Here is a 21868-nt window from a genome sequence, read left to right on the forward strand (position 1 = left end):
CCTGTTAAATCTTGCTTCCTGATTCGCGCGACTCGGAAGTTTGCATGGAGCGCCTGGCCGGCCGGATAATTCTGCTTTGGGGTTGGCGGCGCGCGCTGGTGGCGTTTCTCGCCGGGGCGTTTGCCGTGCTTGGCCAGGCCCCTTACGATTTCTTCGCTGCGTGTTTCATCTCGTTTCCCTTGCTGGTCTGGCTGATCGATGGCGCCACCGGCGAAGCCTCCGGTAGCCTGTTTCGTCGCCTGCGGCCTGCCTTCGCCGTCGGCTGGTGGTTCGGCTTCGGCTATTTCCTTGCCGGCCTCTGGTGGATCGGCTCGGCACTGCTGGTCGAGGCTGACAGCTTTGCCTGGGCGCTTCCCTTCGCGGTGGTCGGCATTCCCTTCGCACTCGCCTTTTTCTACGGCTTTGCGGCAATGGTTGCCCGACTGCTGTGGAGCAGCGATATCGGCCGCATCGCCGCCCTTGCTTTTGGTTTTGGGCTGGCGGAGTGGCTGCGCGACTTCCTGTTCACCGGTTTTCCGTGGAATGCGATCGGCTATGCGGCCATGCCCGTGCCCTTGCTGATGCAGAGCGTCTCGGTGACCGGCATGATCGGCATGAACGCGCTCGCTGTGTTCGTCTTCGCATTGCCGGCGCTGCTGGTGGCGCGCCGGCATCTGCGCCTCGGCGCGGCACTGTTTGCCGTCCTCGCCGCCGCCCATATCGGTTTCGGCTATGTCAGGCTTGCCACTCCCGAAAAGCCGGCAACGCACAGCCTGGATGTCCGCATCGTCCAGCCGGCCGTGGATCTGTCGGAAAAGTGGGATGCCTCGGTGCGCGACCGCATCTTCGCAACTTTGATGGGCCTGTCGGCCAAGGCGCCGGACCCCGGTCATGAAAAGCCGCAATTGATCCTGTGGCCCGAGACCTCGGTGCCGTTCCTCTTCACCGAGCGTCCGGACGCATTGACGGCGCTGGGCGACATGCTCGGTCCCGGCCAGATGCTGATCGCCGGCGTCGTCCGCGAGGAAGGCGGCTCGGCGGCGAATGCCGACAGCCGCTACTACAACTCCGTGGTGGCGATCGACGACAAGGGTGAAATCGCCGACGCCGTCGACAAGGTTCATCTGGTGCCGTTCGGCGAATACCTGCCTTTTGCCGATCTGCTTGAGCGTTTCGGCATCGAGCAACTGGTTGCCGGGCCGATGACATTTGCGGCGGGCAACGAGCGGCACGCCATCACTTTGCCTGACGGCATCCGTGCGCTGCCATTTATCTGTTATGAGGTGATCTTTCCCGATCTGGTGGCAGTTGACGCTGCGTCAGCGCAGCTTATTGTGAACGTTACCAATGATGCGTGGTTCGGTGACACGCCGGGGCCGTATCAGCATTTCAGGCAGGCCCAGATCCGTGCGGTGGAGAATGGATTGCCATTGTTGCGTGCTGCCAACAACGGTATCTCGGCCGTCGTCGATACGCGCGGGCGCGTCGTCGATGCGCTGGCGATCGATGCGCGCGGCGCCATCGATGCACGCGTGCCGATTTCCGGACAGGCGTTCATATCCGCCGGCCAGAGACGCATTAACGGAATGCTGATCATGTTGCTGTTTGCCATCGCCGCCGCATTGTTGAACGTAAGGCAAAGGCTACGGGTGAATTGACAGCCCACACATTAGAAACTCATACTGTAAGCGCCTGAAATTTTCTCGAAGTCGGTGGATCGTTCTGTTGGGGCAGTTGCCGCCGGCGTCGTTTGGGCAAAGAAAAAATAGAGAAAGCCGAAAAAATTCGGCGAGGAAAAAATGACAGAAGACAACAAGAAGAAACCGAATCCGATCGACATCCATGTTGGCAGTCGCATCCGGCTTCGCCGCAATATGCTCGGAATGAGCCAGGAGAAACTGGGCGAGAATCTCGGTATCACATTTCAACAGATTCAGAAATATGAAAAGGGCACCAACCGCGTCGGCGCCAGCCGCCTGCAGGCGATAGCGTCGATTCTCGGTGTGCCAGTCGCCTTCTTTTTCGAGGATGCGCCCGGCCAGGAGGCCGCGCACGGCCGTGGCTTTGCCGAAGACACGTCGATGGCTTTCGCCGTCGAATTCTGCGGCAGTCCTGAAGGCCTTCAGCTTAACCGCGCCTTCGTCAAGATTGCCGATGCCAAGGTGCGCCGCAGGATCATTGACTTGGTCAAATCGCTCTCCACGGACGATCTCGACTGATCCGCAATCCCGTTTGGACCGGCGGCAGCCTGCCGCCGGTGGCACAAGATAACTGCATCGACATTCATGCCAGAACGGCAGCACCGCTTGACGAGCGGCGCTCCACCCCGCTAACACGTGGCGCGCCAAAATCGGCAGCCTGCCGATCGTTTTTTCAAGAGGGGACACCCGTGACGCGGCAGAATTACTTCTTTACCTCGGAATCCGTTGCCGAGGGCCATCCCGACAAAGTCTGCGACCGGATCTCCGACGAGATCGTCGATCTGGTCTATCGCGAAGCCAAGAAGACCGGCATGGACCCATGGAAAGTCCGTGTCGCCTGCGAGACGCTGGCCACCACCAACCGCGTCGTCATCGCCGGTGAGGTGCGCGTCCCCGAGACGCTGCTGAAGAAGGACAAGGAAGGCAACATCCTCAAGGATGCCGCCGGCCACCCGGTGGTCAATCCGGCGAAGTTCAAGTCGGTAGCCCGCAAGGCGATCCGTGAAATCGGCTATGAGCAGGCCGGCTTCCACTGGAAGAACGCGAAGATCGAGGTCCTGCTGCACGGCCAGTCGCCCGATATCGGCCAGGGCGTCGACAATGCGTCCGACCGCCAGGGCGAGGAAGGTGCCGGCGATCAGGGCATCATGTTCGGCTATGCCTGCCGCGAGACGCCGGATCTGATGCCGGCGCCGATCTACTACAGCCACAAGATACTCGAACTGCTGGCCGCCGCCCGCCACGAAGGCAGCGGTGAAGCTGGCAGGCTCGGTCCTGACGCCAAGAGCCAGGTCACTGTCCGCTATGTCGACGGCAAGGCCGCCGAGGCGACGCAAATCGTGTTGTCGACACAGCATCTCGATGCGAGCTGGGATTCGAAGAAGGTCCGCAAGGTCGTCGAACCCTATATCCGCGAGGCGCTGGGCGAGCTCAAGATCGCCGACAACTGCATGTGGTACATCAACCCGACCGGCAAGTTCGTCATTGGCGGGCCGGATGGCGACGCCGGGCTGACTGGCCGCAAGATCATCGTCGACACCTATGGCGGTGCCGCACCGCATGGCGGCGGCGCCTTTTCGGGCAAAGACACCACCAAGGTCGATCGTTCCGCAGCCTATGCGGCGCGCTACCTCGCCAAGAACGTCGTGGCGGCGAAACTCGCCGACCGCTGCACCATTCAGCTTTCCTACGCCATCGGCGTCGCCCAACCGCTGTCGGTCTATGTCGACCTGCACGGCACCGGCAAGGTCGACGAGGCCAAGCTTGAAGAGGCGCTGCGCACAGTGATGGATCTGTCGCCGTCAGGCATCCGCCGCCATCTCGATCTCAACAAGCCGATCTACGCCAAGACGTCGTCCTATGGCCATTTCGGCCGCAAGGCCGGCCGCGATGGGTCCTTCTCCTGGGAAAAGACCGATCTCGCCAAGGCGCTCAAGGACGCGGTCGCCGCCTGACAGCGGCGCCGCAAAGTCCTGCCATGGACCCGAAGGACAGACCAAGCCGCGCGACCGAAGCCTTCTTCGGTCGCCGGCGCGGCAAGACCATGCGTCCGCAGCAGGCGGCCGCACTGGAAAGCGGCTTTGGCACATATCGGCTCGATCTGACAGCTGAACCGCCGGCAGATCTCAGCACCCTGTTTGAAGCGGATGTTTCGGCGGTTCGTCTCGAAATCGGCTTCGGCGGCGGCGAACATCTCCTGCATCGCGCCACCGAGGCGCCATCGATTGGCTTTATCGGCGTCGAGCCCTTCGTCAACGGCATGGCCAAGATGATGATGGCGGTGAGGGAAAAGCCGCTTGCCAATCTCAGGGTCTATGATGACGACGCCACCCGGCTGCTCGACTGGCTGCCGCAAGCCTCGCTCGCCGGCATCGACCTTCTCTATCCGGATCCGTGGCCGAAGAAGAAGCACTGGAAGCGCCGTTTCGTCAGCCCGATCAATCTCGACCGTTTCGCGCGCGTGCTGAAGCCGGGTTCAAAATTCCGCTTCGCCTCCGATATCGACACCTATGTGAACTGGACCTTGCTGCACTGTCGGGTGCATGGCGCATTCGCGTGGCAGGCCTCGGAGGCGGCGGATTGGCATCGGCCCTACGATGGCTGGCCGGGTACGCGTTACGAGGCGAAAGCCATTCGTGAGGGCCGGCAGCCCGCCTATCTTACCTTCATCAGGACCTAAACGGGCCGACCGCACGCGGCCTCCGGCGTGAGCCGGCGGCAAGCGCGTGCGTCGTCAGCCCACCAAATCCTTAGAAACGGCCGATCCTGTTGAAGACAGCCGGATCCATGCCGAGCTTGCGCAGGTCGTCCGCGCGCGGCCTACGGCCGGCTTCCACGGAACGCGACGCAGCGACTGCACTGCCAAATGTCGTGAAGAGATCGCCTATGGCGGATAGAATCTTGCGGTTGGTCATGGTCGTATCCTTTCGCTGCTGTGACATGTCGTCATCTTTGTGCGATGCAACATAGATGGTGATGCAGCGTTGAGGCTCACAGGGGTACTGCCGCATGGAGGCCATGCGTGTGGCGCAACACTGGCGTTGCCACGGCTTTTGTCCGTGCGGGTACGGCGGGCTTGAAACAGCGGCCATGATCGGTTATATCAGCCTCAAATTCTTGGTCGGTATGACGAAGAGTGGGTCCACCCGGTCCCGCTCTTTTTTATTACCTGCCGGTAGCTTCGGGTAGAACGACAGGGATCGAATGACTGCAACGGCAAGCGAAGGCGACGACCGCATCATCCGCGAAAGCGGCATCGATGCGCGCATCGCGCTGATCGTCCAGCCGGTTCTGCGCGGCATCGGCTTCCGCCTCGTGCGGGTGCATCTGTCGGGCCAGAACGGCCTGACGCTGCAGATCATGGCCGAGCGCGAGGACGGCACCATGACCGTCGAGGACTGCGAAGAGGTCAGCCGCGCGGTGTCGCCGGCCCTCGACGTCGATGATCCGATCGAAAAGGCCTATCACCTCGAAGTCTCTTCGCCCGGCATCGACCGGCCGCTGGTCCGCAAATCGGATTTCGCGACCTGGACCGGCCATCTGGTCAAGATGGAGACGTCGATCATCGTCGCCGACCGCAAGCGGTTCAAGGGCAAGATCGTCGAGGCCGGTGACAACGATGTGCTGATCGAGCGCGAAAAGGCCGCCTATGGCGAGGAGCCGACGGTGCGGGTCCCCTATGACGCGATTTCCGAAACGCGCCTGATCCTGACCGACGATCTCATTCGCGATGCCCTGTCGAAAGACAACAGGGCGCGCAAGGAAGCCAAGAAACGCCACGGCGAACCGGACGATGATGCGCCCGAGGGTGCGGATGCCGGCGCGGAAAACGAAACCGAACAGGAACTATGATTGAGCTGCCGGGCGCAAAGGTCCGGCAAACAGGCTCGGGAGAAAAACGATGGTTGTAAGCGCCAACAGGCTTGAACTGCTGCAGATTGCCGATGCGGTCGCGCGTGAAAAGTCGATCGACAAGTCGATCGTCATCGCCGCCATGGCCGATGCGATCCAGAAGGCGGCGCGTTCGCGTTACGGCCAGGAGACCAACATCCGCGCCGACATCAACCCGAACACCGGCGAGATGAAGCTGCAGCGGCTGATGGAAGTGGTCGAGAAGGTCGACGACTACGCCACCCAGATCGCCATTTCTTCGGCGCGCGAGCGCAATCCCGACGCCCAGCTCGGCGACTTCATCGCCGAACAGCTGCCGCCGATGGATTTCGGCCGCATCGCCGCCCAGTCGGCCAAGCAGGTCATCGTGCAGAAGGTGCGTGAGGCCGAGCGCGACCGCCAGTATGACGAATACAAGGACCGCATCGGCGAAATCGTCAACGGCACCGTCAAGCGTGTCGAATATGGCAACGTCATCGTCGATCTCGGCCGTGGCGAGGCGATCATCCGTCGCGACGAACTGATCCCGCGCGAAAACTACAAATATGGCGACCGCGTCCGCGCCTATGTCTACGACGTGCGCCGCGAGCAGCGCGGCCCGCAGATCTTCCTGTCGCGCACCCATCCGCAGTTCATGGCCAAGCTCTTCACGATGGAAGTGCCGGAAATCTATGACGGCATCATCGAGATCAAGTCGGTCGCCCGCGACCCCGGTTCTCGCGCCAAGATCGCCGTCATCTCGCGTGATTCCTCGATCGATCCGGTCGGCGCCTGCGTCGGCATGCGCGGCAGCCGCGTCCAGGCCGTCGTCGGCGAATTGCAGGGCGAGAAGATCGACATCATTCCGTGGTCGCCTTCGGCCGCGTCCTTCATCGTCAACGCGCTGCAGCCTGCGGAAGTCGCCAAGGTCGTGCTCGACGAGGATGCCGAACGCATCGAAGTCGTGGTTCCAGACGACCAGCTGTCATTGGCCATCGGCCGCCGCGGCCAGAACGTGCGGCTCGCTTCGCAGTTGACCGGCTGGGACATCGACATCCTGACCGAGGCCGAAGAATCCGAGCGTCGCCAGAAGGAATTCGTCGAGCGTTCGTCGCTGTTCATGGAAGCCCTCGACGTCGACGAGATGGTCGGCCAGGTGCTGGCCTCGGAAGGCTTCACCAGCGTCGAGGAAGTCGCCTATGTCGATTCCGGCGAAATCGCCTCGATCGACGGCTTCGACGAAGACACCGCTTCGGAAATCCAGACCCGCGCCCGCGAGTATCTGGAGAAGATCGAAGCTGAGCACGACGACAAGCGCAAGGCGCTCGGCGTCTCCGACGAATTGCGCGAAATCCCCGGCGTCACCACCGCCATGATGGTGACGCTCGGCGAGGACGGCGTGAAGACGATCGAGGATTTCGCCGGCTATGCCGCCGACGACCTGACCGGCTGGAAGGAACGCAAGGACGGCGAGACGAAAGTGTATCCAGGCGTGCTGGCCAGTCATGGTGTGACACGCGCCGATGCCGAGCAGATGGTTCTGGCCGCCCGCCTCAAGGCTGGCTGGATCACCGAAGACGAGCTTGCAGCCGAAGAAGAAACGGCTGACGAAGCCGTTGGTGCGTGAGGTGAAACCGCATCGCACCGAACCCGCCCTTGGACGAGATGAACGATCGCACCTGCATCGTCACCCGCAGGCAGGCCGAACCGGATGAATTGATCCGGTTCGTCGTCGGCCCGGATTCGGCCGTCGTTCCCGACATCAAGAGAAATCTGCCCGGCCGTGGTTGCTGGGTGACCGCCGACCGCCTACATATCGACAAGGCGGCGGCGAAGAACCTTTTTGCCCGCGCCTTCAAGGCACAGGTGGTCGTGCCGCCCGATCTTGGCGGCATGGTCGACGGGCTGCTTTCCAGATCCGCTCTGGGCATGCTTGGGCTTGCTCGCAAGGCAGGCGCGATTTCTCTTGGAGCCACCAAGGTCGAGAGCGCGGTGCGCGGCGGATTGGCGCTTTTCGTGCTCCATGCGACCGAGGCGTCCGACGACGGCGTGCGCAAGATCAGCCAGGCGCGACGGGCGACGGTCCATCTCGGTGGGCCCGCTATCCTTGCCTACAAACTTTTCTCCGAGGCCGAGTTGAGCTTGGCATTGGGGGGTACAAATGTGATACATGCTGCCGTTCTCGCGGGAGACGCGGGCAGGGCGGTCCAGAAGCGCATGGTTGCGCTCGACCGGTATCGGGGCGGTTCCCCGGACGATCTGGCAATGCTTGCGGCTGTTGCTGACGAAGATGATGCCGCAGAGGATATGGAATGAGCGATACGAAATCGGGTGACGACAATACGCTGAGTGTGACGCCGAAGAAGACCTTGACGCTAAAGCGCCCCGGTATGGAACAGGGCACTGTGCGCCAGAACTTCTCGCACGGCCGCACCAAGCAGGTCGTCGTCGAAACCAAGAAGCGCAAGTTCTCGATGCCCGGCGACAAGCCGGAGCCGGTTGTCGCACCCGTCTTCACACCGAAGCCGGCGGTTGTGGCCGTACCCGTCGTGCAGGAAGCGCCGAAGGCGCCGCCACCGCCGCCGCCTCCGGTCGAGCGCAGCGGCATGGTGCTGAACGAACTGTCGCGCAGTGAAATGGAAGCGCGCCGCAGGGCGCTCGAAGGCTCGAAGGTACGCGAGGTCGAGGACCGACAGCGCGCTGCCGAGGACGCCAAGCGCCGCGCCGAGGACGAAGAGCGCCGCAAGCGCGAACGCGAAGAATCCGCGCGCCGCCAGGCTGAGGAAGAGGCGCGGTTGCAGACCGAGGCAGAGTCCCGCCGTCGCGCCGAGGAAGAGGCACGTCGCCGCGCGCCGCTGGCCGCGGAACTAGCAACGGTCGACGACGAGGAAGAGGTCAAGCCGAAGCGGATTGGCGCTGGCGCGCCGGTGCGCCGTCCGGTCACGCCTGAAGTGGCGCGTCCGGCCAAGCCGACCAAGGCCGAGGAAGATCGCCGTCGTGGCAAGCTGACGCTGAATTCCGCATTGTCCGATGAGGACGCGCGGGCCCGTTCGCTGTCGTCGATGCGCCGCCGCCAGGAAAAATTCAAGCGCGCGATGCACAATGAGCCGCGCGAGAAAGTCATGCGCGAAGTGATCTTGCCAGAGACCATCACCATCCAGGAACTTGCGCAACGCATGTCCGAGCGTGCGGTCGATCTGGTCAAGTTCTTCATGAAGCAGGGCCAGATCCTGAAGCCGGGCGACGTCATCGACGCCGATACCGCGGAGCTGGTTGCCACCGAATTCGGCCACACCGTCCGCCGCGTCGCCGAGTCCGACATCGAGGAAGGCCTGTTCAACATCGCCGACAATGCCGAGGACCTGGTGACGCGTCCGCCCGTCGTGACGATCATGGGCCATGTCGATCACGGCAAGACCTCGCTGCTCGACGCCATCCGCAATGCCAATGTCGTCTCCGGCGAAGCCGGTGGCATCACCCAGCATATCGGCGCCTACCAGGTCGAGAAGAATGGTCACAAGATCACCTTCATCGACACGCCCGGCCACGCTGCCTTCACGGCGATGCGTGCTCGTGGCGCCCAGGCGACCGACATCGCCATCCTGGTGGTTGCGGCCGACGACAGCGTCATGCCGCAGACGATCGAATCGATCAGCCACGCCAAGGCGGCCGGCGTTCCGATCATCGTGGCGATCAACAAGATCGACAAGCATGATGCCGATCCGCAGAAGGTGCGCTCCGAACTGCTGCGCCACGAGGTCTTCGTCGAATCCATGGGCGGTGAAGTGCTGGACGTCGAAGTGTCGGCGACCAAGGGCACCAATCTCGACAAGCTGCTCGAGGCGATCCTGCTGCAGGCCGAAATCCTCGACCTCAAGGCCAATCCGGACCGTACCGCCGAGGGTGTCGTTATCGAGGCCCAACTCGACAAGGGCCGTGGCCCCGTCGCCACCGTGCTGGTGCAGACCGGCACGCTGATGCCGGGTGACATCCTTGTCGCCGGCAACGAATGGGGCCGGGTGCGCGCGCTGGTCAACGATCGTGGCGGGCAGATCAAGGAAGCGCCGCCGGCGATGCCGGTCGAAGTGCTTGGCCTGCAGGGAACCCCGCAGGCCGGCGACCGCTTCGCCGTGGTCAACAATGAAGCCCGTGCCCGTGAGATCACCGAATATCGCCAGCGTCTGGCGCGCGAGAAGGCGGTTGCCAAGCATGCCGGTCAGCGCGGTTCGCTCGAACAGATGATGTCGCAGTTGCAGACGAGCGGGCTGAAGGAATTCCCGCTGGTCATCAAGGGCGACGTGCAGGGTTCGATCGAGGCGATCAACGCGGCGCTCGACAAGCTCGGCACCGACGAAGTGCGTGCGCGCATCGTCCATGCCGGCGCCGGTGCCATCACCGAGAGCGACGTGTCGCTGGCGGAGACTTCGGGTGCGGCGATCATCGGCTTCAACGTTCGTGCCAACGTGCAGGCACGTGCCGCCGCCGCTGCCGCGGGCATCGAGATCCGCTATTACTCGATCATCTACAACCTTGTGGATGACGTGAAGGCGGCTCTGTCGGGCCTGCTGTCGCCGGAGCGTCGCGAGACCTTCATCGGCAATGCGCAGATCCTCGAAATCTTCGACATCACCAAGGTTGGCAAGATCGCCGGCTGCCGTGTCACCGAAGGCAAGGTCGAGCGTGGTGCGGGCGTGCGTCTGATCCGCGACAACGTCGTCATCCACGAAGGCACGCTGAAGACCCTGAAGCGCTTCAAGGACGAGGTTGCGGAAGTTCCCGGCGGCCAGGAGTGCGGCATGGCCTTCCAGAACTACGAAGACATGCGCGTCGGCGACATCATCGAGTGCTTCCGCGTCGAGATGGTGACCCGTACGCTCTGAGTTCGAGTGACTTGTCGATACCGGGCGGTGGTCGAAAGACCGCCGCCCCCAAGTCTATTGAGCAGGTCCTATTGAGAATGACCATATGAGACATGCGGCACGGTTCCATCCCGCGCCTCACGCTTTCAGGATCGAGAAAAATGCCCCGTCCAACCACATCCAGCCCATCCCAGCGCATGCTGCGCGTCGCCGAACAAGTGCGCCATGCCTTGTCCGAAACCTTGCAGCGCGGCGAGATCATCGATCCGCTGATCGAGAACACCGTGGTTTCGGTCTCGGAAGTGCGCATGTCGCCCGACCTGAAGGTCGCCACCGCTTTCGTCTCGCCGCTCGGCGCCAAGGATACCGATGCGGTGGTCGAGGCGCTGAACAAGCATGCGAAGTTCGTGCGTGGCCGTGTCTCCGGCGCGCTGCGGCAGATGAAGTTCATGCCGGAGTTCCGCTTCAAGCTGGACACCTCCTTCGACAATTTCGCCAGGATCAACGATCTCTTGAAGTCGCCCGAAGTGGCGCGCGATCTCGGTTCCGAAGGCCAGGACAAAGACGACAACAAGGACACCGAATAGTGGCGCGTCGCGGCAAGAAGAAGGGCCGGCCGATCTCGGGCTGGCTGGTCCTGGACAAGCCGGTCGGGATGGGTTCGACCGAAGCCGTCTCCAAGATCAAATGGCTGTTCCAGGCGGAAAAGGCCGGCCACGCCGGCACGCTCGATCCGCTGGCGTCCGGCATGCTGCCGATCGCGCTTGGCGAAGCCACCAAGACCGTGCCTTACGTGCAGGACGGCGCCAAGATTTATCGCTTCACCGTTGCCTGGGGGCAGGAGCGTTCGACCGATGACCTCGAGGGTCCGGTGACGAAGAACTCGGACCTGCGTCCGGCGGAAGCCGAGGTGCTTGCGCTGCTGCCGAAATACACCGGCGTTATCATGCAGACGCCGCCGCAATTCTCGGCCATCAAGATATCGGGCGAGCGCGCCTATGATCTGGCCCGTGACGGCGCGACGGTCGACATACCCGCACGAGAGGTCGAGATCGGCCGGCTCGATATTGTCGAGCACGATGCCGACCATACTGTTTTCGAAGTCGAATGCGGCAAGGGCACCTATGTGCGCTCGCTGGCCCGCGACATGGGCCGCGATCTCGGCTGTTTCGGCCATATTTCCGAACTGCGCCGGGTCGAGGTCGAGCCGTTCACACCGGAGGACTTCGTCACCATCGCCGAACTGGAGGCCGCCCGTTTCGGCGTGCCGGGTGAAGACGACCCGGACGCGACAGATGCCGCTGACACGGTTGAAGCCGCTGGCGCGGTGGCAGCGCCAATCGACTTCGACGCCATCGACGCGCTTCTGGTGGATACATCCGCTGCCCTTGACTGCCTGCCGCAGGTCGCCATCAGCGACGACGCGGCGACGAAGATCCGCCTCGGCAATCCGGTCATCATCCGCGGCCGCGACGCACCAGTGGAAGCCGAGGAAGCCTGCGCCACGGCGCGCGGCAAGCTGGTCGCCATCGGTGCCATCGAGCAAGGCATGTTCAAGCCCAAGCGGGTCTTTGCCGGCTGACGGCCAATGCAATTCCAGGAAAAGCGAGGGCGGTTTTCCGTCCGGAATTGCGACAAAACGAGGTTCTAACTTCAGGTCGACTTTGCGCTCGAGGGGCATATGGAAAAGGCCGAGGCGGTGAAAAAGCGGGCGCCGGTGAAGACGCGGCGGCCGCCGGTCGGGGCGTCGCCCGGCACGCTGATCGCCGATCCGGCGGCGCGGCGCTCGGAACTGCGGCTGACCCTCATCTCGCCGCAGAAATTCAAGACCATCGAAAATGCCAGCATCGACGACCTGAACACTCATTGCGACAAATGGCCGGTCATCTGGCTGGACTGCACCGGCCTCGCCAACATTCCGCTGATCGAGGAGATCGGCCGCATTTTCAGCCTGCATCCGCTGGCGTTGGAGGACGTCGTCAACACCGGCCAGCGGCCGAAGGTCGACTTCTTCGAGGATCATGCCTTCGTCGTCGTCAGGATGATTGATGATGTCACGTCGCACCGCTACGAGCAGATCGCCGTCTTCTTCGGCAACAACTTCGTCGTCACCTTCCAGGAGCGTGAAGGCGATCCGTTCAATCCCGTACGCAAGCGCATCGAGAGCTCGGCACCCAACCGGTTGCGCGCGCGCGGCGCCGACTACCTCGCCTACGCGCTGATCGACGCTGTCGTCGACAGCTATTTCCCGCCGATCGAGGCCGCCGGCGACATGGTCGACGGCATCGAGGACGAAATGCTGCACACGACGCACAAGCATCAAATGCGGCAGCTGCATGAATTGCGGCGCGATGCCAATGTGCTGAAGGGGGTGCTGTGGCCAATGCGCGATGCGCTGGCAACGCTGATCCGCAACGACGTGCCTTATGTGAAGGCTGAGACCAAGATCTTTCTCAACGACACCCTCGACCATTCGCTCAGGCTGATCGAACTGGTCGAAACCCAGCGCGATATGCTGACCGGCCTGATCGAGATGCATCTGTCGCTGAGTCAGGCGCGCACCAACGACGTCATCAGCTACCTCACCATCGTCTCGGTCATCTTCATGCCGCTCACCTTCCTGGTCGGCATCTGGGGCATGAATTTCGATCCGGAGTCTTCGCCCTGGAACATGCCGGAGCTGAAAGCCTATTATGGCTATCCGGCATCGTTGCTGTTCATGGCGCTTGTCGCGTTTGGGCTGATCGCCTTCTTCAAATGGAAGAAATGGCTATAACAAGGATAAAACCTGTCATTTTGGGCTGAAAAGCCGGCTTGTGAATTGGGCTGGTGTTTTCCCGGGAATTGCACTATACGCGCCGCAGCATAGCGCTATGACGCTTTGCTTGCACCGGCCCCTGCTGGACGACATCCCGGCTGAGGGCGACCCGTTTCCTCAAACAGATAAGGAAAAACACGATGTCGATTACTGCCGAGCGCAAACAGGAATTGATGGGTGAATTCGCAACCGCCAAGGGCGATACCGGGTCTCCGGAAGTCCAGGTGGCCATCCTTTCCGAGCGCATCAAGAACCTGACCGACCATTTCAAGGACCACAAGAAGGATAACCATTCCCGCCGTGGTCTGCTCGCTCTCGTCTCCCAGCGCCGCAGCCTGCTTGATTATCTCAAGCGCAAGGACGACGCGCGCTACCAGACGCTGATCGAGAAGCTCGGTCTGCGCCGTTGACGAATTGACCGGCGGGCTTTCTTCGGAGGGCCCGCCGGTCGCGCATTCTGCCAGTCGTATCGACTGGCCAGACCCGGTTTCGAGCGTGCAGAGGGCCACTCGAAACCGCCCATGGACGGTCATGGGGCAGGATTGCAGGACGCTCGCGCGCTCGCCGCGCTGAAATCACCCGAGCTTCCCGTTGTCTTGCCCGTGGCTGCCCGAGAAAGGAAGCCAGGGAAAGGGCATCCGCGCACCGTGAAACGGCGCGGCCCTTTCCGCTTATTAAGGACAAGATATGTTCAATCACCACAAAGTGGAAATCGAATGGGGCGGTCGTCCGCTCATCCTCGAAACCGGCAAGATCGCGCGCCAGGCCGACGGCGCGGTGCTCGCGACCTACGGCGAGACCAAGGTTCTCGCCACCGTCGTTTCGATGAAGGAGCCGAAGCCAGGTCTCGACTTCTTCCCGCTGACCGTCAACTACCAGGAAAAGACCTACGCCGCCGGCAAGATCCCAGGCGGCTATTTCAAGCGCGAAGGCCGCCCGAGCGAAAAGGAAACGCTGGTTTCCCGCCTCATCGACCGCCCGATCCGCCCGCTTTTCGCCGCTGGCTACAAGAACGACACCCAGATCGTCGTGACCGTCGTCCAGCATGATCTCGAGAACGATCCCGACATCCTGTCGATCGTCGCCACCTCGGCGGCCCTGACCCTTTCGGGCGTTCCCTTCATGGGCCCGATCGGCGGCGCTCGCGTCGGCTACATCAACGGCGAATACGTGCTCAACCCGCATGTCGACGAGATGCAGGAATCCAAGCTCGACCTCGTCGTCGCCGGCACCACCGACGCCGTTCTGATGGTCGAGTCCGAAGCCAAGGAACTTGGCGAAGAGCTGATGCTCGGCGCCGTCATGTTCGGCCACAAGGGCTTCCAGCCGGTCATCGACGCCATCATCAAGCTGGCCGAAGTCGCCGCCAAGGAGCCGCGCGACTTCACCGCGCCGGACTATTCCGCGCTCGAAGCCGAAATGCTGAAGATCGTCGAAGGCGAGCTTCGCGATGCCTACAAGAACACCGACAAGCAGAAGCGCTACGCCGCCGTCGACGCCGTCAAGGCGAAGGTCAAGGCCGCGTTTGCTCCGGCTGAAGGCGAAGACGCCAAGTACACGTCCGAGCAGATCGGCGCCGTGTTCAAGGAACTCCAGGCCAAGGTCGTGCGCTGGAACATCCTCGACACCGGCTCGCGCATCGATGGCCGCGACCTCAAGACGGTCCGCAAGATCGTCTCCGAAGTCGGCGTCCTGCCGCGCACCCACGGTTCGGCGCTGTTCACCCGCGGCGAGACCCAGGCGCTGGTCGTTGCCACGCTCGGCACCGGCGAGGACGAGCAGTATGTCGATTCGCTGACCGGCATGTACAAGGAGAAGTTCCTCCTACACTACAACTTCCCTCCCTACTCCGTCGGTGAAACCGGCCGCATGGGTTCGCCGGGCCGCCGCGAGATCGGCCATGGCAAGCTCGCCTGGCGCGCCATCCGCCCGATGCTGCCGAGCGCTGACCAGTTCCCCTACACGCTGCGCGTCGTTTCGGAGATCACCGAGTCCAACGGCTCGTCGTCGATGGCGACCGTCTGCGGCACCTCGCTGGCGCTGATGGATGCCGGCGTGCCGCTGGCCAAGCCAGTTGCCGGTATCGCGATGGGCCTGATCAAGGAAGGCGAGCGTTTCGCCGTTCTCTCCGACATCCTTGGCGACGAGGATCACCTCGGCGACATGGACTTCAAGGTCGCCGGCACCGCCAACGGCATCACCTCGCTGCAGATGGACATCAAGATCGACGGCATCACCGAGGAGATCATGCAGATCGCGCTTGGCCAGGCCAAGGACGGCCGCCTGCATATCCTCGGCGAAATGGGCCACGCGCTCTCCGGCGCGCGTTCGGAACTCGGTGAGTTCGCGCCGCGCATCGAAGTCATGCACATCCCGACCGACAAGATCCGCGACGTTATCGGCTCGGGCGGCAAGGTCATCCGCGAGATCGTCGAAAAGACCGGCGCCAAGATCAACATCGAGGACGACGGCACGGTCAAGATTGCTTCGTCGAACGCCAAGGAGATCGAGGCGGCGAAGAAGTGGATCCACACCATCGTCGCCGAGCCGGAAGTCGGCGAGATCTACGAAGGTACAGTCGTCAAGACCGCCGACTTCGGCGCTTTCGTCAACTTCTTCGGTCCGCGTGACGGTCTCGTCCACATCTCGCAGCTTGCCAACGACCGGGTCGCCAAGACCTCGGACGTCGTCAAGGAAGGCGACAAGGTCTGGGTCAAGCTGATGGGCTTCGACGAGCGCGGCAAGGTCCGCCTGTCGATGAAGGTCGTCGACCAGGCCACCGGCAAGGAACTCGCCCGCGACAAGAAGACCGAAGGCGAAGAAAACGCCGCCTGATCGGCCTGAAATCGTAAATCGAAGCGGGCGCGGCTTATGTCGCGCCCGTTTTCATTTTCGGCCTGGGTTTCATTTTGGCAAATTGCCAAGACAGGCCTCGTTTCGAGATCGAGCTATGTCCGCCGAGCCGCTGAAGACGCTTTTTCATCCCTTCGAGGCCGAGGCTGTTCCTTTGCCGGGAAAGGGCGATCGCGCCTTGTTTCTCGGCGCTGAACCGGGCTTTCGCTCGCCCGAAGGCTTCGAGGCCTCACTTCACCTCGTACAGGGCTTCCGGCCGCATTTTCGCGCGTTGCAGGCGTCTGGGCTCATCGTCACCGCGCAGGCCGAAGGTTGTGGCTTCGACATGGCACTTGTGCTTGCCGGCCGGCATCGCGGCCTGAACGAATTGCGCCTCGCCGAGGCGCTTGAGCGCGTGGCGCCGGGCGGGTTGATCGTAATTGCCGGCGGCAAGGACGATGGTATCGCCAGCCTGCGCAAGCGCGTCGGCGAACTGGTGCCACTCGAGGGGCATCTGCCGAAATATCACGGCATTGCCTTCTGGTTCCGCCGTCCTGCCGATTTGGCCGCTACGCAAAACCTGCGCGCCGCCAATCCCGCTCTGCTTGTTGAAGGCCGGTTCCGCACCGCGCCCGGCATGTTTTCGTTCGACCGGATCGATACCGGCTCGAGATTGCTGGTCGAGAACCTGCCCAATGATCTGCGTGGGAGCGTTGCCGATTTCTGCGCCGGCTGGGGGTATGTGGCTGCCGAGATAGCCGCCCGGGCGCCGGGCATCTCGGCGCTCGACCTCTATGAGGCGGACTTCGCCTCGCTCGAAGCCGCAAAGCTCAATCTGGCAGCGGTTGGTCAGTCGATCACCAGGGAATTCTTCTGGACTGATCTGCTGAAGGAGCCGGTCGAGAAGCGCTACGACGCGATCGCCATGAACCCGCCCTTTCACCGCAGCCGCGCGGCCGAGCCTGAGATCGGCGCCGGCATGATCCGCGCGGCGGCCAAGGCCCTGAAGCCCGGCGGGCGGCTGTTCATGGTTGCCAACCGCCAGCTTCCCTATGAGCCGGTGCTGTCGGCTGCTTTTTCGAGCCATGCAGAGCTCGCCCACGACGGCATATTCAAGGTGCTTGTCGCGCGTCGTTAAAGCTTGATCCCGAAAAGTGGGAACCGGTTTTCGAAAAAGATCATGCTCGAGAGAGCAGATCCGGCGCCGCGTTCAATGCAGATTGGCGACGCGCCGCGTCTCGTCGGTGACGTGAGCGTCACCGACCCTGAACCTGAGTGGCGCCGGCCTGCCGAACAGGTAGCCTTGCACCACTTCGCAGCCGGCTGCCCTAAGCAGCGTCGCCTGGCTTTCGGTTTCGACGCCTTCGGCGATGATGCTGACGCCAAGTGCGCGCGAAAGCCCGACGATGGTCGAAACGACTGCGCCGGAGCTGGAGTCCGTGTCGAGGCGGCTGACGAACGAGCGATCGATCTTCAGCTTGCCGAACGAGAAGTCGATCAGGTAGCTCAGATTGGAATAGCCGGTGCCGAAATCGTCGACGGCAACCGAGATGCCCATGTCTGCCAACTCCTTCAGGATGGTGGCGGCGCGGTCGCGGTCCTGCATCATCGCCGTCTCGGTCACTTCCAGTTCCAGCCGCGACGGCTTGATGCCGGTGCTGGTCATGGTGTCGCGCACGATACCGACGAAGTCCTTGGTCATGAACTGCACGGGCGAGATGTTGACGGCGACAAAGCAGTCTTCGGGCAGATGGCGCGCGTCGCTGCAGGCCTTGCGCAGCACCCATTCTCCGATCGGACCGATCATGCCGGTTTCCTCGGCGATCGGAATGAACTCCATCGGCGGGATCATGCCGCGTTCGGGATGCCGCCAGCGGATCAGCGCCTCATAGCCGACGATGCGGCCGGTCGGGAGATCGAACTGCGGCTGGTAGTGAAGGTCGAAGTCGCCCCGCTCGAAGGCAACGTTCAGCTCGGATTCGACCCACTGGCGATGGTCGGCGACCCTGCCCATTTCCGCGTGGAAGACCGACCAGTTGCCGAGGCCGCTGGCGCGCGCATTCTGCAGTGCCAGATTGGAGCGGCGCAGGATGAGGACGGGATCGACACCGTCCTTTGGCATCGCCACGATACCCACCGACAGGCTGACCGATTGCATGTGCGTGCTGAGCTCATAGGGCTCCATCATCTCGTCGATGAGCCTCTCGATGGCACTTTCCAGTGACCCTGACACCTGATTGTCGGGGAGGAGGATTGCGAATTCACCGGCGCCGATACGTCCGATCACCGCGCGTTGCGGCAGGCAAGTCTTCAATCGCTTGGTGAACTCACGGATCAACTCGTCGCCCTGGCTGTAGCCGATGGCGTCGTTGATCTGCTTGAACCGATCGATGTCGATGTCGATGAGGAACACCGGCTCGCCGGTCCGGCTCGTCGCGCATGCCGCCTCGGCGATCTTGCCGACCATCGCCGGACGTGCCAGCAGGCCGGTCAGCTTGTCGAATTGGGTTTCCTCGAAGACGAAATCCGCCGATTCATCGACGCCGGCGAAGAAGGACATCGCGGCCACCGACGCCGCCAGCGCGCACAAGGCGGCCATCATCGCGACCATCATGTCCGCCGATATCCCGGCAAAACTATCGCTGAGACCATGCTTCAGGCCCCAGAGTCCGAGGACGAAACTACCGATACCCGAGCTTGCTATGGTGAGCAGCCGGAACACAGGTGTTCGCTTCGGGTTGCTGACGGCCGACATTGAAAGGTCCCCAGAGTACAGGGCTTTCTAGCGGATATGTCCTTAAAATGAGTTTCCGCGAATGCGTCCAATTTTATTGGACCGGAAGTATTTCATGTGCGGACTAAAGCGCGTCGCGTTGAAACGGATTTCGTCGGCGCATTTTAAGCTTTTGTTTTATGCGCGTCGCCGTCCCAAAACGCCTGCGCACTTTTGGGAGCCAGGTATTAGTCTCGCCCGCCATCGGTCTGCTTCAATTCATCGAGCGTCGGCATGGAAACGATGTGATAGCCGGAATCGACATAGTGGATTTCGCCGGTAACGCCCGAAGACAGATCGGACAACAGATAAAGCGCGGAACCGCCGACCTCGTCGATGGTCACTGTGCGGCGCAGCGGCGAGTTGCGCTGCTGGTAGGAGAACATGTGGCGCGCATCGGAAATCCCGGCGCCAGCGAGCGTGCGCACCGGTCCAGCCGATATGCCGTTCACCCGGATGCCGCGCGGACCGTAGTCGTTGGCGAGGTAACGCACACTGGCCTCAAGCCCGGCCTTGGCGACGCCCATGACATTGTAGTTCGGCATGACACGAACCGAGCCCGCATAGGTCAGCGTGATCATCGATCCGCCGTCCTTCATCAAGGCGGCCGCATGGCGGGCGATCTCGGTGAAGGAAAAGCAGGAGATCACCATGGTGCGGACGAAATTGTCTCTGCTGGTGTCAGCGTAGAGGCCCTTCAGTTCGTTCTTGTCGGAAAAGCCGATGGCGTGGACGACGAAATCAAGCCCGCCCCAGGCATTGCCCAGGGTCTCGAAGGTGGCGGCGACCGAAGCGCTGTCCTCGACGTCGCACGGCACGACCAGCGAGGCGCCGAGCTTGTCGGCGAGTGGCTTGACCCGGCGCCCGAAGGCGTCACCCTGATAGGTGAAGGCAAGGTCCGCTCCATGTTCGGACAATTTCCGAGCGATGCCCCAGGCGATCGAATGATCGTTGGCGACACCCATGACGAGCCCGCGCTTGCCCTTCATCAATCCGTCCATGGCCGCCAATCCTTATGAAAACAACGCTGGCCTTATGCGGAATAGCGCTGGAAAATGAGCGTTGCGTTGGTGCCACCGAAGCCGAACGAATTTGACAAAACAGTGTCGATCTTGGCGTTGTCGATGCGCTTTCGCACGATTGGCATACCCTCGAATTCGGGGTCGAGGGTCTCGATATGAGCGCTTTCGCCGATAAAACCGCCCTGCATCATCAGGATCGAGTAGATGGACTCCTGTACGCCGGCGGCGCCCAGCGAGTGGCCGGTCAGCGATTTCGTCGACGTGATGTACGGCATCTCTTGGCCGAAAACCTCGCGGATCGCGGCCATTTCCTTGGAATCTCCCACGGGCGTCGACGTGCCATGGGTGTTGATGTAGTCGACCGGCGTGGAAACCGTCGCCATTGCCTGGCGCATGCAGCGGACCGCGCCTTCGCCGGATGGCGCCACCATGTCGAAGCCGTCCGAAGTCGCGCCGTAACCGACGATCTCGGCATAGATCTTGGCGCCGCGCGCCTTGGCATGTTCCAGCTCTTCCAGCACCAGCACGCCGGCGCCACCGGCGATGACGAAGCCATCGCGATTGGCGTCATAGGCGCGCGAGGCGGCGGATGCCCGGTCGTTGAATTTCGACGACATGGCGCCCATGGCGTCAAACAGGTCGGACATCGTCCAGTCGAGGTCCTCGTGGCCGCCGGCAAAGACCATGTCCTGCTTGCCCCACTGGATCAGTTCGTAGCCATTGCCTATGCAATGCGCCGAGGTCGAGCAGGCCGACGAGATCGAGTAGTTGACGCCGTGGATCTTGAACCACGTGGCAAGCGTTGCCGATGCGGTCGACGACATCGCTTTCGGCACCGCGAACGGACCGATGCGCTTGGGGCTGCCGTTCTTCAGCGTGATCTCTGCCGCCTCGACGATGGTGCTGGTGGATGGTCCGCCCGATCCCATGACGATGCCGGTGCGCTCATTGGTGATGTCGCTCTCGCTGAGGCCGGCATCCGCGATCGCCTGATCCATGGCGACGTGGTTCCAGGCGGCACCTTTCGACAGGAAGCGCATCGCACGACGATCGATCATGGCGGATGGATCGAGCGTCGGCGCTCCCCAGACATGGCAGCGAAAACCATGCTCGGCAAAGGAATCGGAGAAGCTGATGCCGGATCTGGCGTCATGCAGCGAGGTCTGAACCTCGTTGGCATTGTTGCCGATCGACGACACGATGCCGAGGCCTGTGACTACGACACGTCTCATTCGCAACTCCTTCCAGGGGTCAGCCGGTGATGCCGGTCAGCCGACCGCCGACTGCTTGGACAGACCGACCTTCAAATCCGTTGCCGCGTATATGGGTTCGCCATCCGCCTTCAGCCAGCCATCGGCGATGCCGAGTACCAGCCGGCCGCGCATCACGCGCTTGAAGTCGATCCCATACTCGACCTTTTTCACCGACGGCGTCACCATGCCCTTGAATTTTACCTCGCCTGTCGACAGCGCCATTCCCTTGCCGGGTTCGCCGAGCCAGCCGAGATAGAAGCCCGTCAATTGCCACATGGCGTCGAGGCCGAGGCATCCGGGCATGATCGGATTGCCGATGAAATGGCAGGCAAAGAACCACAGGTCCGGTTTGATGTCGAATTCCGCGCGGATGAAGCCCTTGTCGAAGGCGCCGCCTGTCTGGCTGATCTCTGTGATGCGGTCGAACATCAGCATGGGCGGATAGGGAAGCTGGGCATTGCCCGGTCCGAACAGTTCGCCGCGGGCGCAGGCCAGCAATTCGTCGTAGTTGTAGCTGGATTTCGAACCCGCCATCAATTTCGTCCCCACATCGTTCCGGGCTATCGGGCGCCCTTGTCGTTGGTTTCCTAACACAATCTGTTTCAGGCCGGAAACCGGCGTTTGCGCTTAACCTGCTCGTCTGCTCGGGTCAATGCGCGCTATTGATCGCATTCGGACGACAGAATATATGTCAGCAGGGGTCCGGTTTCGGCAGACATTCATTTTTTTGCCATTCTGGGCGTGTCTTAGGGCGGAACTGTG

The 21868-nt window shown here is 62.3% G+C and carries 19 protein-coding genes; 14 read left to right on the top strand and 5 right to left on the bottom strand.

All coding sequences use genetic code 11. The features are described from left to right. The first annotated feature begins 44 nt into the window (after window positions 1-44). The 4 genes from lnt to trmB all read left to right on the top strand — a co-directional run bounded on the left by lnt (window position 45) and on the right by trmB (window position 4359). Entirely contained in the window at window positions 45-1637 is a 1593-nt protein-coding gene (gene lnt / locus AC1D0I_RS04805) for an apolipoprotein N-acyltransferase (RefSeq protein WP_477393411.1), read from the top strand. Window positions 1638-1778: 141 nt separating this feature from the next. Further along, window positions 1779-2198 (top strand): helix-turn-helix domain-containing protein, encoded by a 420-nt coding sequence (locus AC1D0I_RS04810; protein ID WP_457151722.1) that lies wholly within the window; start codon window positions 1779-1781, stop codon window positions 2196-2198. A 170-nt stretch (window positions 2199-2368) separates the two neighbouring features. Then, window positions 2369-3634, top strand: coding sequence for a methionine adenosyltransferase (metK, locus tag AC1D0I_RS04815; protein ID WP_457151723.1), 1266 nt, complete (start codon window positions 2369-2371; stop codon window positions 3632-3634). A 23-nt stretch (window positions 3635-3657) separates the two neighbouring features. Next, on the top strand, window positions 3658-4359 hold the full coding sequence (gene trmB, locus AC1D0I_RS04820; protein ID WP_477393413.1) for a tRNA (guanine(46)-N(7))-methyltransferase TrmB: 702 nt from the start codon (window positions 3658-3660) through the stop codon (window positions 4357-4359). A gap of 70 nt (window positions 4360-4429) precedes the next feature. Here the strand turns inward: trmB and AC1D0I_RS04825 are convergent, their stop codons facing one another. Beyond that, window positions 4430-4594 carry a hypothetical protein gene (locus tag AC1D0I_RS04825; protein ID WP_095084276.1) on the bottom strand — a complete coding sequence of 55 codons (165 nt, stop codon included), beginning with the start codon at window positions 4592-4594 and terminating at the stop codon, window positions 4430-4432. Window positions 4595-4883: 289 nt separating this feature from the next. Between AC1D0I_RS04825 and rimP the strand changes: the two genes are divergently transcribed. The 10 genes from rimP (at window position 4884) to AC1D0I_RS04875 (ending at window position 17196) form a co-directional block, all read left to right on the top strand. Beyond that, on the top strand, window positions 4884-5531 hold the full coding sequence (gene rimP, locus AC1D0I_RS04830; RefSeq protein WP_477393415.1) for a ribosome maturation factor RimP: 648 nt from the start codon (window positions 4884-4886) through the stop codon (window positions 5529-5531). A 49-nt stretch (window positions 5532-5580) separates the two neighbouring features. Further along, the gene (gene nusA / locus AC1D0I_RS04835) at window positions 5581-7176 is read left to right on the top strand and encodes a transcription termination factor NusA (RefSeq protein ID WP_095082421.1); all 1596 of its coding nucleotides are present in this window, start codon (window positions 5581-5583) and stop codon (window positions 7174-7176) included. 38 nt (window positions 7177-7214) lie between these two features. Further along, window positions 7215-7865, top strand: a complete 651-nt coding sequence (locus AC1D0I_RS04840; RefSeq protein WP_477282098.1) for an RNA-binding protein — start codon at window positions 7215-7217, stop codon at window positions 7863-7865. Next, window positions 7862-10429: a translation initiation factor IF-2 gene (gene infB / locus AC1D0I_RS04845; RefSeq protein WP_477393417.1), complete on the top strand. Its 2568-nt coding sequence runs from the start codon at window positions 7862-7864 to the stop codon at window positions 10427-10429. The genes AC1D0I_RS04840 and infB overlap by 4 nt, the downstream gene beginning before the upstream one ends. 140 nt (window positions 10430-10569) lie before the next feature. Further along, entirely contained in the window at window positions 10570-10995 is a 426-nt protein-coding gene (gene rbfA, locus AC1D0I_RS04850) for a 30S ribosome-binding factor RbfA (RefSeq protein WP_095082415.1), read from the top strand. Next, window positions 10995-11990, top strand: coding sequence for a tRNA pseudouridine(55) synthase TruB (gene truB / locus AC1D0I_RS04855; protein ID WP_477393419.1), 996 nt, complete (start codon window positions 10995-10997; stop codon window positions 11988-11990). The genes rbfA and truB overlap by 1 nt, the downstream gene beginning before the upstream one ends. A 99-nt stretch (window positions 11991-12089) precedes the next feature. Further along, a complete protein-coding gene (corA, locus tag AC1D0I_RS04860) occupies window positions 12090-13184 on the top strand; it encodes a magnesium/cobalt transporter CorA (RefSeq protein WP_095082411.1) in 1095 nt (364 codons plus the stop codon). Between the two features lie 140 nt (window positions 13185-13324). After that, window positions 13325-13636 carry a 30S ribosomal protein S15 gene (rpsO, locus tag AC1D0I_RS04865; RefSeq protein WP_269470859.1) on the top strand — a complete coding sequence of 104 codons (312 nt, stop codon included), beginning with the start codon at window positions 13325-13327 and terminating at the stop codon, window positions 13634-13636. Between the two features lie 277 nt (window positions 13637-13913). Continuing rightward, entirely contained in the window at window positions 13914-16061 is a 2148-nt protein-coding gene (gene pnp, locus AC1D0I_RS04870) for a polyribonucleotide nucleotidyltransferase (protein ID WP_477393421.1), read from the top strand. Between the two features lie 115 nt (window positions 16062-16176). Next, on the top strand, window positions 16177-17196 hold the full coding sequence (locus AC1D0I_RS04875; protein ID WP_477393423.1) for a class I SAM-dependent methyltransferase: 1020 nt from the start codon (window positions 16177-16179) through the stop codon (window positions 17194-17196). 72 nt (window positions 17197-17268) lie between these two features. Here AC1D0I_RS04875 and AC1D0I_RS04880 read toward each other — a convergent pair whose 3' ends face one another. The 4 genes from AC1D0I_RS04880 to fabA all read right to left on the bottom strand — a co-directional run bounded on the left by AC1D0I_RS04880 (window position 17269) and on the right by fabA (window position 21640). Beyond that, window positions 17269-18813: a putative bifunctional diguanylate cyclase/phosphodiesterase gene (locus AC1D0I_RS04880; RefSeq protein ID WP_477393424.1), complete on the bottom strand. Its 1545-nt coding sequence runs from the start codon at window positions 18811-18813 to the stop codon at window positions 17269-17271. A gap of 206 nt (window positions 18814-19019) precedes the next feature. Further along, complete coding sequence (fabI, locus tag AC1D0I_RS04885) at window positions 19020-19832, bottom strand: enoyl-ACP reductase FabI (protein WP_095082403.1); 813 nt, start codon at window positions 19830-19832, stop codon at window positions 19020-19022. A 32-nt stretch (window positions 19833-19864) separates the two neighbouring features. Beyond that, window positions 19865-21085: a beta-ketoacyl-ACP synthase I gene (fabB, locus tag AC1D0I_RS04890; protein WP_457153191.1), complete on the bottom strand. Its 1221-nt coding sequence runs from the start codon at window positions 21083-21085 to the stop codon at window positions 19865-19867. Between the two features lie 36 nt (window positions 21086-21121). After that, a complete protein-coding gene (gene fabA, locus AC1D0I_RS04895) occupies window positions 21122-21640 on the bottom strand; it encodes a 3-hydroxyacyl-[acyl-carrier-protein] dehydratase FabA (RefSeq protein ID WP_477393425.1) in 519 nt (172 codons plus the stop codon). Between the last annotated feature and the right edge of the window lie 228 nt (window positions 21641-21868).

This window comes from Mesorhizobium sp. P2_D1 (assembly GCF_056404455.1).